Genomic DNA, 13,698 nt, shown 5'->3' on the forward strand with positions numbered 1-13,698 from the left:
AAGTATGAGCACACTTTGGGTGTTTTTTAATAAGAACTATCAGCAGATCAACTTGGATAACGAGTCTCTAAAATCGTTAACGATCGGTCCGAATATTTCAGATACGGTTACGGTTAGAAACTTTCCGTTTAGCAAGGGTATTTTAACGATCAGCCGAAATCAGGAAAAGATAGAGATTTACCAAGATGATAAAGTCATCGGTCATGTAATGGAAGATAACTTGTTCCAGGTATCGGATGGAGATCATACATTACGAATCTACCTTACAATTGATATTGAGACTCAACAGTCTTATTACATTGGCTTTGAAAAAGAGTACACGTTTTCTGCCACAGGCTCAGAGTCTGATCTCATGTATCAGCCCTTAGAGAGCTTTAGTTCAGAAGAAGTTTCATTCGTACTTATCAAGGCTAGAGAGAGATGGATGATCTCACCTAATAAAGGCGAGCCTTATTTGAATGGTCATAAGATAAGTGGTCCCACAAAGTTTGAGGTAGGTGACATTCTATTTTGGCCTTTCATGTCAATTAAATTATTGGATACAGACTTAATTCAGGTTATTAGCAGGAAAGAATTCACAACAAAGCTTCCTTCAGCCAAACAGCCTGTTTCAGAAATGAGTAAGAAATATCCTAATTATCGAAGAACACCACGAATGGTCTTTGATCTTCCAAAAGATAAAGTGACACTGTCGTTTCCGTCACAAGAGGGTGAAAACCCAAATAGAGGTCTTTGGTTAATTATCATGCCTCCGCTTTTAATGATGATTGTTATGGGTATTGTTGCAATCATACAACCAAGAGGAATTTTTATTATCGTTTCAATGGTGATGTTTGCAACTACACTTGTCACTTCTTCGGTTCAGTATTTTAAAGAACGCGGAAACTTCAAGAAAAGAAAGATTAAACGCCAGAAGGTATACAACTTGTATCTCCTTAACAAGAGAAAAGAACTTGAAGAGTTAGCGGAAAAGCAGAGGAATGTGCTGCAGTACCATTATCCGTCGTTTGAACAGATGAAATATTACACAGAAGAAATATCTGATCGGATCTGGGAAAGAACACTTGAAAGTCATGATCTTCTTCAAATAAGAATTGGTTTAGGGAATGTACCTTCAAGCTATACGTTATCTTTAAACAGTGGGGATATGGCGAACAGGGAAATTGATGACCTGCTTGAACAATCACAAAATCTGGAAAAAGTATACCAAGAAGTTAAAAACGTTCCAATCACAGTTAATTTATCAAATGGAGCAATGGGTCTTATCGGGAAAGAATCAGTAATGAAGAATGAACTTCATCAGCTCATTGGTCAATTGGCATTTTTCCATAGCTATCATGACGTAAGGTTAATTTTTATATTTAATGAAAAAGACTATAAACAATGGGAATGGGTTAAATGGCTGCCGCATTTTCAGTTGCCCAACTCTCATGCTAAAGGTCTAATCTATAATGAGCAGACGAGGGATCAACTATTATCCTCAGTCTATGAATTGATTCGAGAACGAGATTTAGATACGAACAGCCAAAAAGATAAGATTAGGTTTTCTCCTCATCTAGTTTTTATCGTACTCGATCAACAGTTACTTTCAGAACATGTATTGCTTGAATATTTAGAGGGAGAATACTCTCACTTAGGAATTTCGGTAGTATTTGCAGCAGAAACAAAAGAAAGTTTAACTGACAATATCCACACCCTTGTTCGCTACATCAACGAGTCAGAGGGCGACATATTAATCGAGGATAAAAAGGCTGTACAAATACCTTTTAAACTCGATGCACATAAGCAAGACGGAAATGAAAAATATGCAAGAACCCTAAGGACGTTGAATCACCTTGTAGGAATGACGAATTCAATTCCAAACAGTGTGTCATTTCTTGAGCTATTTGGGGCTAAAGAAGTTGTTGATCTGCCTATTCAACACAATTGGACAACGAGAGAATCTTCTAAATCACTTGCAGTACCAATAGGGTTAAAGGGTAAAGAGGATCTTGTTGAACTCAATTTGCACGAAAAAGCTCATGGTCCACATGGTCTTTTAGCAGGGACGACAGGGTCTGGTAAGAGTGAATTCTTACAAACCTATATCTTATCTCTAGCTGTTAATTTTCATCCTCATGAAGTTGCCTTTTTGTTAATTGATTATAAAGGTGGCGGAATGGCCCAGCCTTTCAAGAACATGCCGCATCTGCTGGGTACAATCACTAATATTGAGGGAAGCCGAAACTTTACTGCAAGGGCACTTGCGTCCATCAAAAGTGAGTTAAAAAGACGACAAAGACTATTTGATAAATATGAAGTTAACCACATCAATGAATATACAAATCTGTATAAACGTGGTGAAACCAAAGAACCGATGCCGCATCTGTTTTTAATTTCTGACGAATTTGCTGAATTGAAAAGTGAAGAACCTGAATTCATTAAAGAATTAGTCAGTGCTGCGAGGATCGGAAGAAGTTTGGGTGTGCATCTTATACTTGCCACACAAAAACCAGGTGGGGTCATTGACGATCAGATTTGGAGTAATGCTCGATTTAAAATAGCCTTAAAAGTTCAGGATGCAGCAGATAGTAGAGAAATTTTAAAAAATGCTGATGCTTCTTCCATAACAGTGACGGGTAGAGGGTACCTTCAGGTCGGTAATAATGAAGTTTACGAATTATTTCAATCGGCTTGGAGTGGTGCGCCATACTTGGAGGAAAACGTTGTTAGTGAAGATGAAGTCGCGCTTGTAACAGATTTAGGTCTGGTACCTTTATCCGGACTATCATCCGATTCTAAAAAGAAAAAGGATGCAGAAGCAGAAATAGATGTTATTGTTGATCGGATTGAAGAGCTGCAGAAGGATATGGGAATTAAAAAGCTGAACAGTCCTTGGCTGCCTCCATTAAACAATCGTTTAATTCATAAAATAGAGTTTGATGAAAAAGACTCTGATATTTATTTAGGTCTAGTAGACGAACCTGAGAAACAGTCACAAACTCCTTATGTATACAAACTAATGGATGATGGAAACATTGGGATCTTCGGTTCCTCGGGTTATGGAAAGTCACATTCCGTTATGACAATTTTGTTATCCATGGCAACAAAGCTAAGTCCTGAGGAGTTACACTATTATCTGTTTGACTTTGGAAACGGGGCGCTTCTACCTTTAAAACAACTTCCTCATACGGCAGATTACTTCTTGATGGACGAAGAAAGAAAGATAGAAAAGTTCATGAGATTTTTAAAAGATGAAATAGCAGAACGTAAACAGCAATTTCAAAAAAGTGAAGTAAGCAGTATAAAAATGTATAACAAACTTCACGAGCAAAAGCTACCAATCCTATTTTTAACGATTGATAACTTTGATTTAGTAAAAGAAGAGATGCCTGATTTAGAAATGCAGATGACTCAGTTTGCACGGGATGGACAAACGTTAGGGATTTATATGATCTTTACAGCTACAAGAATCAATTCGGTTAGACAGTCTCTCATGAACAATTTAAAAACAAAGATCGTTCATTATTTAATGGATCATTCAGAATCGTATACTGTTCTTGGTAAGGTGCCTTTTTCATTAGAACCTATTCCAGGAAGAGCGATTATTAAGCGAGAAGAAGCATTTTTCTCTCAAGTTTATCTGCCAACCCATGGGGATGACGATTATGAACTATTAGAAAATATGAAACAAGATATTATGGGCATTGTTGAAAAGTACAAAGATAGTACGAGTCCTGAAGCGATACCAATGCTGCCTTCTGAACTAACGATGGTGAATTTCACCCAATATACAAAAGGAAATCAAAGACCAGGTATATTACCAATTGGGCTTGACGAAGAATTTGTGCAGCCGGTCTATATGAATTTCCTTAAGAACAAGCATTGTTTAATTGTGGGACAAACGCAAAAAGGAAAAACCAATGCGTTAAGAGTTATGCTAAATACCATTTTGCTTCAAGATACAGAAACGATAGGCATGTTTGATTCAGTGGATCGTGGACTTTCCAATTATGTTGGAGAGGAAAAAGTCGTGTATCTTGAAACGAAAGAACATATTTCAGCATGGCTAGATCAAACAGAAGAAGTGCTTAAGCAAAGAGAGAGGGAATATGTAGAAGCTTTATCAAAAGGCACAACATTGAATCAAACTTTTACCCCTTTATATTTTGTAGTTGATGGGTACTCAAGGTTCCTTCAATCTACTGATAGTCTGCTTCAAGATCGATTATCAAAGTACATGAAAAATTACAGTCACCTTGGATTTAATGTTATTGTCTCAGGAAACAACAACGAAATCACAAAAGGTTTTGACTTGTTCACGAATGAGATTAAGCAAATACGCCAAGCGCTCGTATTAATGAAAAAATCGGAACAAAGCCTGTTTACCTTACCTTATAACAGGAAAGAAGAAGATGTTCATGCAGGGTACGGTTATTACGTAGAAAATGGAAAAGAAACAAAAATTCAAATTCCTCTAAGTGTCATCGAAAGGAAGATATACACATGATGAACTCATGGAAATATAGGATAAAGATGCTTTTGGCTGTGGCTATTATTCTAGTATTCCCCCAACTGTTTATGAACTTTTTGGGAGAGAATCCTATGGAAGTAAAAGCTAACGGTACCCGTTCTATAGCAATTGTAAATGAAGATCTCGGTTCAGAAGAAGAGGAGAATCAATTACAGTTAGGCAGGGAAGTTCCAGCTATACTAAAAGACGGATCCGACTATAAGTACACAGTTATCAGCAGAAGTGCAGCAGATAGCGGTCTTAAAAACAAGAAGTATGATGCGGTTGTTTATATTCCTTCAAACTTTACTTCTAATGTTATGACATATGATGAAAAGCAGCCTACTAAAGCTGATTTTCAATACACAGTTCAATCGCAGTTAACAGCTGTAAATAAAGAAAAAATATTACGTGAACTGGATTATGCGGGCAATCGATTAAATAAACAAATGGCTTCGCTTTATTGGAACTATGTCTCTCAAGATATGAAGAAGGTTAGAACAGAGTTTGACCGTATATTAGAGAAAGAGATTGAGTTCCAAACAACGATGATTAGTTTTTATAAGCCTAGTTCTGTTGAACTTGCCGGAGAGCTAGAAAGGCAAAAAGATATGCTCGTTCAGCTTCAATCAAGTATGAAGCAGGCTGACGAGACATCACCACAACGAGCAAATAACTTGAATCAATTTGAACAAACACTTTCATCATTTGTGCAATATGTCCAAAAATATAAAGATTATCAAGCTGATCAGCAGGCCTTACTGGGTGAAGCACAACAACAAAATTTAGCTTTAATTGACGCTGGGAAAGAAAATTTTATAGCTAAACACAGCGAGTCCCAACGTATTTTTAATAATCAAGGTGAAAAGTTTATTACTAACATGTCTGGAATAAATAAATTGTTGGAAGGTAACAATCAATCTATTAATGATTTAAATAAAGAAAGAATAGAACAAGTTGAAAGACAAATATCAGATATGAATGTAATTCATAGTGATATTATAGACGCATATGTCAGTCAACAAAGACAAACAGATCTGATACAGTTAGAAGAAAAAATTAAAGTTGCACGAGCTCAACTAGGAAATGCTCAAGACGGAGATCCAGGTGATATTAGTAATCCAGTTGATCCAGAAGATCCAAATAAAGCAAATTTTGATGAAGAGTTGAATGAGTTACTCGCCATTAATCAACAAGTAACACAAGTGAAAGATCTGTTGGTTGCAATTCCAAATCCGCAACCAGAGGTTACTACAGCTTTAGAACAATTAACAGCGATTAGTGTGAAAATTGCAGATTTAAAAGTAAAAATTGAAACAAAAGCGAATGAAGATAGCTGGAAAATAGAATATTCAAAGCTAAAGGAACTTTATAATAATCTTTTTGTAAATTATCAAGAGATTATTAATGCAAATAAAAAACTAAGAGAAGGAAATTTAAAATTATTTATTCAAATCCAAGAGAAGGAAAGAGAAATATTAGATTTAAATTATGGTTTGTCCGAATTGTTTAATTCTCCACTTCCTATGGGTAATCTGGAAGGAACACTTTCATATTATGCGCTTTTGTCGCAATATGAGATGGTATTAAAAGCGAATGGCGACAATAGTAAAAAAGCTGTGCTTGATAATGAGGACCTAAAGACACGAATAAAGCTGACTCTTAGTTTAGATGAAGAGGAAAGAAATAAATGGAATGAACTTCAAACTAATTTTCCAGTAACACAGCAAGAAATGAGGGGATTAGGAGATAACTTCACTAACTTTAAACAGGATTATCAGCTAAGTTTAGACGAACAACAACAAGAACTTATGAAGAACATAGGTTCAATAGAGGATAGTGCAAACAAAGCATTAATGAAATTACAAGAAATAAAAATGAATGAGCCATCGCAAGCTAGTGAAGGTTCACAATTAATTTCAAATCAACAAAGCATTAATCAAGAAGTAATGATGATTAATGACTTAATGGATAATTTAGGTGAAAGACAAACATCAGTCGTAAATTATACGGGTGATCTACAAACAAAAGTAAGCAGTGTACAGAATGATGCAAGTGTCTTAAATGAGAAATGGACAACAAATGTAGAATCTACCAAGTTAGTAAGAGATGACGTATTTGATGTACTCGGCAATACTTACTTAGATGGGCAAAGTAATGGGTACGTATATGATTACTTAGCTAATCCATTAAAAGTTTCGGGTGATAATCCACAGGTAGATTCACAAGCTGTTAAAGCTGTACCGCCAGTGGCAATTCTTATCGTCATTTTAATCAGTAGTTTACTAATTGGTTATTTCAGTTACTATTTTAGCCCACTTCCGTTTTTAGTAAAAAATTCTGTTTTCGGGTTGTTGAACTTGATTGTAGGTCTTGTTATTAGTTTGTTCGGTCTAGAGATCTACTCATTATCAAATACCAACTCGATTCAGTTTTCCGTATTCACCGTATTATTGCTGACAGCTGCATCAACCTTAGTACGCTCAGCGTTTAATGTTGGTCAATTCATCGGATGGATTGCTAGTGTAGGTCTAATCTTATTCTTTGTTAGCCCTTTACTTGCTCTAGCAGCACCTAACTTTCAATATGATGATCCAATGTCTGATGTATATCTGTCCATACAATACGGTGCAGATAATGATTATTTGATAGGCTGTTTCTTCTTAGTTGGTTTGATTATCATATTGTCGTTAATTCCATATGCCATTCAATTATGGAAAAAACCATCTAAGAAAACAAATACGGACCAGGCGCATGAAGCTTATTAAAAAGATTTTATCGGTCATGATACTTTTTCTTATATGCATTGGACCTGAAACAGTATTTGCAGGTGCAAGCATTAGAGAATTAGCGCCAAATTTATATGAAGAAAATCAGTTTAAAGAAAGTACGGAATATCTCCAAGAGGAATCACTGTCTGGAAAGAAAAAGAGGCTTCCAGAAGAGCAGAAGGATTTAACGTTTACGAAGACGTCAGATAACCAATTGGAAGATTTGCAAGATGAATTGTTTGATCAATCCGTTAAGATGGATAATAGTACGGCATCTAAAGCTAAAACGATGGGACTATTTGCTGCTGGAAGAGAAGAAAATCTATCAGCTTTAGATGACGGGGAAGAGCAGAATAAGAATACAACAAGATTTTCAATATCGGTGATCTATTCTGCATTAATCATTCTAGGCGTAGCGGTATTGTTAGCACTACTCATACCTGGTATGAGAAAAAACAAAACAACAATAAACAATCATCCTTAACAAAAAAGCTAGCTCTTACGAGGTGAATTTAACCCCTTCTAAGTGCTAGCTTTCTTTTTATGTTAAACCGTCTTTCGCTCAATCAATCGTACCTGAACCTCTTCATGTGACACTTCCTGACCGTTCATTGCTTGCTGAAAAAGCTTCCTACCCACTTCAACAAAAGGGATTTCAAGTGTTGTAATATGCATAACCCTTGAGATGGGTTGATTATCAAAGCTCATGATTGCAAGGTCGTCTGGAAGAGCTAGGCCGTATTCTCTGCTACCTGTTAGGATTCCAGCGGCTACTTGATCGCTCGTGACAAGTAGAGCGGTCGGACGACTTTTCATGTCTAATAGATGCTCTACTACGTTAACACCATCTTCAACATCAAAACGATTTGTGAAGATGTAACTTGGCTCATAATATAATGCATTTCTTGTTAAGAAATCTTTATAAGCTGCATCTCTCTGGCTGCTGTTTGTACCTGTCTGCCTTCCGATCGTATAGCCGATCTGTTGATGCCCTTTTTTGTATAAATAATGGAGAGACATGGTAAATGTTTTATAATGATCTATAAATGTAGAGGAGATCTTATTGTTTCTTGAATCTTCACAAAGGACGATAGGTCCATACAAGCTGTAACTTTCAATGACGTCCAATGCACAGATTCTCGAACAGATGATCAGCGCATCGATCTGCTTGTCTTCAAGCATCCTCAAAGCTTCCATTTCTTTTGTTTCTTCATAGTTCGTTTGAATAAGAGCAAGCTTATAATTATGATCTAATGCAGCATTCGCGATTCCCTCAATCAATAGACCAAAGTAAGGATGGTTAGAGAACGGAACAACTATACCGATCAAATGAGTTTTTCCTTTGCTTAAATGAACGGCGTTAATGTTACGGTGATAGTTGAATGTTTTCATAGCAGCCTTTACAGCAGATACTTTTTCCTCGCTAACATATGGATGATTATTTATGACACGTGAGACTGTCGTAACAGAAACACCAGCCAACTTCGCTATATCTCTAATATTGGTCATGCCTTCACCTTTTCTTCAAAAGTTTTTCTTGCTCTGAAACGCGTTTCATACCATACCCTTTGCATATAACAAAAGGAGGTATGCCTTGTGGTGGTTTTAACCGGCATCGTCAGTCTTATTTTTATGTGTGTTTCTATTCTATCCCTTTCATGGTTTACCATTTCACTTCACGAAAAAAGTGTGCTCCCTAAAAAGAAACAGGATAAGCAGGATCACTTTCGCTATTTATTTGATGTGTATGGTGACTAACTTATGAATTTATTGTAGTAACATCTGTAAACTTGTTCAACTCCATTGCCGAACTCAGTGACAATCAGTTAAACTGTAAAAATATTAACGCTCTACTTTTGGGTAGAATGATGGTAAGTAATATATTGGAGAGTATGCTTAATGGAAATGGAGAAACAAGAAACCTACGATATCATGGCAGTCTGTTTATTAGCAGGGAAGATCATGCTGCAAAGCGGAGCAGAAACCTACCGTGTAGAGGATACGATGATGCGTATCGCTTCTTCTTTTGGTGCTTATCAGTCACATCCTTATGTAACACCAACCGGCATTCTTTTTTCTGTAGAGGGTAACGAGCCAACGAAGACAAAGTTGATTCGGATCGTTGAACGAACAACAGATCTAGAAAAGGTGGCTCAAGTGAATGGGATATCGCGAAGAATCAGTGCTGGTGAGTTTACGATTGAAGAAGCATATAAAGAGTTAAAAAAGATTGGTGAATCAGGTTCTCCTTATTCTTTATGGATTCATGTTTTAGCAGCAGCCGTCTCTTCAGGATGTTTCTTGATCATGTTTCAAGGAGAATGGAGAGACTTTTTCCCAGCATTTATTACAGGTGGACTTGGGTTCTTGTCCTTGCTGTATTTTCACCAGCTTGTCCCGATAAAATTTTTCTCAGAGTTCTCTGCATCCCTTTTAATCGGATTACAAGCTCTCTTCTTTGTTTCCACAGGCATTGGCGGGGAGCTGGACAAGATTATTATTGGCTCCGTTATGCCTTTGGTGCCGGGGTTGCTGATTACGAATGCTGTTCGTGATTTAATGGCCGGACACCTTATTTCTGGACTGGCTAAAGGCGCAGATGCTTTTTTAACAGCATTTGCGATAGGTGCAGGAATTGCTGTTATCTTTTCATTTTTTTAAGAAGGAGCGTTCACGATGACCATTGTTGAACAAATCATTACGAGTTTTATAGCGTCAGCAGCGTTTGTTATCATTTTTAATGGTCCAAAACGCTCCCTTTTTCACTGTGGTCTAGTAGGAATGATCGGGTGGATCTTCTACTTCTTATTAGAAACAAATGGGGTAGACATGGTGTTAGCAACGGTTATCGCATCGTTTACGATCGCTATCGCCTCACAATACTTTGCCAAAAAGTATAAGACGCCCATTATTATATATAGTGTAGCTGGCATCATTCCCTTAGTACCCGGAGGCATTGCATACAATGCAATGAGAAGCTTCGTCGAGAATGATTATAATCTTGCCATTAATCTAGCTGCAAAAGCCTTTATGATCTCAGGGAGTATAGCTATTGGTCTTGTTTTCTCTGAAGTCATCAACCAGATTATTCGTAAATCAAAGCTTAAGACGATTGTAAACAAAACGCACTAAAAAAATAGACAGTTTTAACCCATCTGGTCATCAGTTGGGTTTTTTTATGCACAATTTTTCATACATATATTCTACTATTTTTTCCTGGGTTTTTGAGATTCAACTAGGAACTGTACGCGACAAAAGATACAAATGTCCATACTGGAAAGAATTTTATCTTGTTTTCTTACCATGACTAACTTCATAATAAGGAAAAACCGGAAACAATTATTGACGTTTCTAGTCACAATTTGTAATCATATATGATTTATCTTATAATTACAAATAGATAAAATTTTCAGTCAAATACAAGGGGGTAAAGTTTTGAACAGCTTTGAAACGTTTGTAGGAGATGCAGTGGCGATTCTTTGGAGTCAGCCGATGATTTATTTTTGTTTAGGGGTAGGGCTATTATTTTCAATTTTAACGAGATTTTTGCAAGTCCGTCATTTTAAAGAAATGATCAAACTCATGTTAGAAGGAAAAAGTTCGAAAGCGGGTGTTTCTTCTTTCCAAGCTTTGGCGATTGCGTTATCTGGTCGAGTAGGAACAGGTAACATTGCAGGAACAGCAACAGCGATCGGCTTTGGTGGCCCTGGTGCGGTTTTCTGGATGTGGATGATCGCGTTTATAGGTGCTTCGAGTGCTTTTGTTGAATCAGCACTTGCGCAAGTTTATAAAGTAAAACAGGACGGGGAGTACCGAGGTGGTCCTGCGTACTATATTGAAAAGGGCATCGGATGGAAATGGTACGGTATCATTTTCGCGGTATCCGCTCTAGCTGCTATGGCACTGCTTATGCCAGGTATCCAATCAAACTCGATTGCTGCTGGACTTGATAATGCTTTTAACATCAATCCATCTGTAACAGGTATTTTCTTAATTGTTATTTTAGCCGCTATTATTTTTGGTGGTGTTAAAAGGATTGCCAATGTAGCACAGTATGTTGTTCCATTTATGGCAATTGGTTATGTGCTTGTTTCACTAATCATCGTTGCTTTTCATATCCCTCAGATTCCTGAGGTCCTTTCTTTAATTTTCAGAAGCGCGTTCTCTTTTGATTCAGCATTTGGAGGGATTGTAGGTTCAGCCATCATGTGGGGAGTTAAACGTGGAATCTATTCAAACGAAGCGGGTCAGGGTACAGGGCCTCATCCGGCTGCTGCTGCAGAAGTATCGCATCCTGCCAAACAAGGACTTGTACAAGCATTCTCTGTATACATTGACACGTGGCTGGTATGTACGGCAACAGCGTTCATGATTCTTTTTACAGGCATGTATAACGTTCAAAATGAAGCGGACAAGTCGTTTATTGTCGAGAACATCCCTAACGTAGAAGCGGGTACTGCTTTTACACAAGAAGCCATTGAATCTGTTCTTCCTGGATTCGGTTCAGGTTTTGTAGCAGTTTCCCTATTTTTCTTTGCATTTACAACGATTATGGCGTATTACTATATTGCCGAAACGAATATCGCCTACCTCATGAGAGGCCGCAATAATAAAATTCCAATGTTTTTGCTCAAGGTTGTTTTATTAGGAACGACGTATTACGGAGCTGTGAAAACAGCAGACTTAGCTTGGGCGCTAGGAGATCTTGGACTAGGAATCATGGTTTGGCTGAACTTAATTGCCATACTCATACTAGCAAAGCCAGCTCTTCGCGTTTTAAAAGATTACGAGGAACAGAAGAAAGCGGGGCTTGATCCTGTTTTTGATTCAACCAAACTAGGCATTAAGAATGCAGAGTATTGGGAAGGTGGATATAAAGAAGTACAAGGTAATAATGAAGAGAAAGTATCCTAATAATTGATTTTGAACAGGCTGTTTGTAGCAGCCTGTTTTTTTATGTGGTTTAAATAGGGAGCTTTACAGGAATTCTTATTGAAAAGATGTTTTGGTGTTCATTGATGTTTTATGAAAGTAGTTTATTTCCGTTCCAAGTGCTCGCTTTCCGCGGGGCAGGCGGTGAGCCACATTTATACGTTTCACTTTTAAGTGTCTCACCTGCCCGCCTGTCCCGCAGGAGTCTCGCACCTTCCACTCCAATAAACTTCAAGGGAGTCAATGAGCTGAAGGAAAAATCTTTTATAAAAGTACGTAACAAGTCTTTTACTTATTCTTTGTTGCCTTTGAAAGTAAGTGATTTCCATGTTTCGTTACACTTTTTTTCCAAGGAGAGTCATTAAAGACCTACCCCAAACTAGCTGTTGTATGGGTACGTAATCTAAGCTTCAATAACGTAGTCATAAACAATAACATTAACGAGTTATTATGAATGTTAAAAAATACAAAACAAGAGTGGAGGCAGACCTTTGATTGAACTACTTAAAAAAGGAAATAAATCGTCCGGCATTGCCGCATTAGGAAACACAGTACTTGCTATTGCTAAAGGAATTGCTGCTGCAGTCAGCGGAAGTGGTGCCATGTTTGCAACAACTCTGCATTCGGCTGCAGATGCACTAAATCAGGCGTTTGTATTTTTCGGAAGTGCTCTTTCTGAAAAGGAACCGACTAAACGATTTCCGGCTGGTTTTGGCCGAGTGGTGAATCTGTTCGTTTTAGTAGCTGTAATCGTAGTTTCTATTATGGCTTACGAAACGATATTAAAAGGATGGAAGCTTATACAAGATCCACAATCTTCAACAAATCTATTGTTGAATATATCAATCATGATACTAGCGATCTTAGTTGATGGCTTTATCCTCATAAAGGCGATGAAGGAGATTGTCCACGAGACGAGAAGTGATGCAAAAGGATTTGGTATCGTAAAGGAGTCTTTTAAGAATGTTGCTTTAGCAGCACCGCCAACCCGCTTAGTTTTTTATGAAGATTTAATCGCGACTTCAGGGGCTTTGTTAGCACTTATATCTATCGTATTAGCAGACCTAACCGGAGCATATATATTAGATGGTATCGGAACATTATTGATCGGAATCCTTCTCGTTGTTGTAGCATTTAAGTTAGGAATCGAAAACACTCGAGGATTGATTGGAGTTGCAGCTCCAAAAGTAGTTGAAGACCGTATTGCGAATATGATTCTTTCAGACCAGGATGTCGTGGATATTAAAGAACTACGAATTTTGCAAGAGGGCAGAAGATATCATGTAGAAAGCTATATTGAACTTAAAGAAGGATTTACTCTGGCAGACGCAGATGATATAAAGTTTCGGGTGAGGGATAAGCTTTTAGAAGATACAGACATTGGTGATGTTACGATGGGGATATTAGAAACTGACCATGTAAAAACGTGGCCGAAGAAAGCAGACATTGAAGTGAACGGAAAAGAAGATAAGACAGAAGAGCCCCGCTGAACACTTAGGCGGG

Annotated in this window: 8 protein-coding genes; 7 read left to right on the forward strand and 1 reads right to left on the reverse strand. The window is 37.5% G+C overall.

The features are described 5' to 3' along the window. The first annotated feature begins 4 nt into the window (after positions 1-4). The 3 genes from essC to essA are packed head-to-tail and all read left to right on the forward strand — an operon-like array spanning position 5 to position 7,747. Complete coding sequence (gene essC / locus ACOZ9X_RS16075; protein ID WP_423419089.1) at positions 5-4,489, forward strand: type VII secretion protein EssC; 4,485 nt, start codon at positions 5-7, stop codon at positions 4,487-4,489. After that, positions 4,486-7,260, forward strand: a complete 2,775-nt coding sequence (gene esaA / locus ACOZ9X_RS16080) for a type VII secretion protein EsaA (protein WP_423419090.1) — start codon at positions 4,486-4,488, stop codon at positions 7,258-7,260. Before essC ends, esaA begins: the two co-directional genes overlap by 4 nt. 16 nt (positions 7,261-7,276) lie before the next feature. After that, positions 7,277-7,747 (forward strand): type VII secretion protein EssA, encoded by a 471-nt coding sequence (essA, locus tag ACOZ9X_RS16085; protein WP_423419091.1) that lies wholly within the window; start codon positions 7,277-7,279, stop codon positions 7,745-7,747. Positions 7,748-7,809: 62 nt separating this feature from the next. Here the strand turns inward: essA and ACOZ9X_RS16090 are convergent, their stop codons facing one another. Continuing rightward, entirely contained in the window at positions 7,810-8,772 is a 963-nt protein-coding gene (locus ACOZ9X_RS16090) for a LacI family DNA-binding transcriptional regulator (protein WP_423419092.1), read from the reverse strand. Between the two features lie 390 nt (positions 8,773-9,162). Here ACOZ9X_RS16090 and ACOZ9X_RS16095 point away from each other — a divergent pair, with 390 nt between their 5' ends. From ACOZ9X_RS16095 to ACOZ9X_RS16110, 4 genes are all read left to right on the forward strand, one after another. Then, positions 9,163-9,924, forward strand: a complete 762-nt coding sequence (locus tag ACOZ9X_RS16095) for a threonine/serine exporter family protein (protein WP_066390976.1) — start codon at positions 9,163-9,165, stop codon at positions 9,922-9,924. Positions 9,925-9,939: 15 nt separating this feature from the next. Then, positions 9,940-10,395: a threonine/serine exporter family protein gene (locus ACOZ9X_RS16100; RefSeq protein WP_423419093.1), complete on the forward strand. Its 456-nt coding sequence runs from the start codon at positions 9,940-9,942 to the stop codon at positions 10,393-10,395. Positions 10,396-10,755: 360 nt separating this feature from the next. Continuing rightward, complete coding sequence (locus ACOZ9X_RS16105) at positions 10,756-12,177, forward strand: alanine/glycine:cation symporter family protein (RefSeq protein WP_423419195.1); 1,422 nt, start codon at positions 10,756-10,758, stop codon at positions 12,175-12,177. 509 nt (positions 12,178-12,686) lie between these two features. After that, the gene (locus ACOZ9X_RS16110) at positions 12,687-13,685 is read left to right on the forward strand and encodes a cation diffusion facilitator family transporter (protein ID WP_423419094.1); all 999 of its coding nucleotides are present in this window, start codon (positions 12,687-12,689) and stop codon (positions 13,683-13,685) included. Positions 13,686-13,698: the final 13 nt, after the last annotated feature.

This window comes from Fictibacillus nanhaiensis (assembly GCF_049537595.1).
Taxonomy (GTDB): domain Bacteria; phylum Bacillota; class Bacilli; order Bacillales; family Fictibacillaceae; genus Fictibacillus; species Fictibacillus nanhaiensis_F.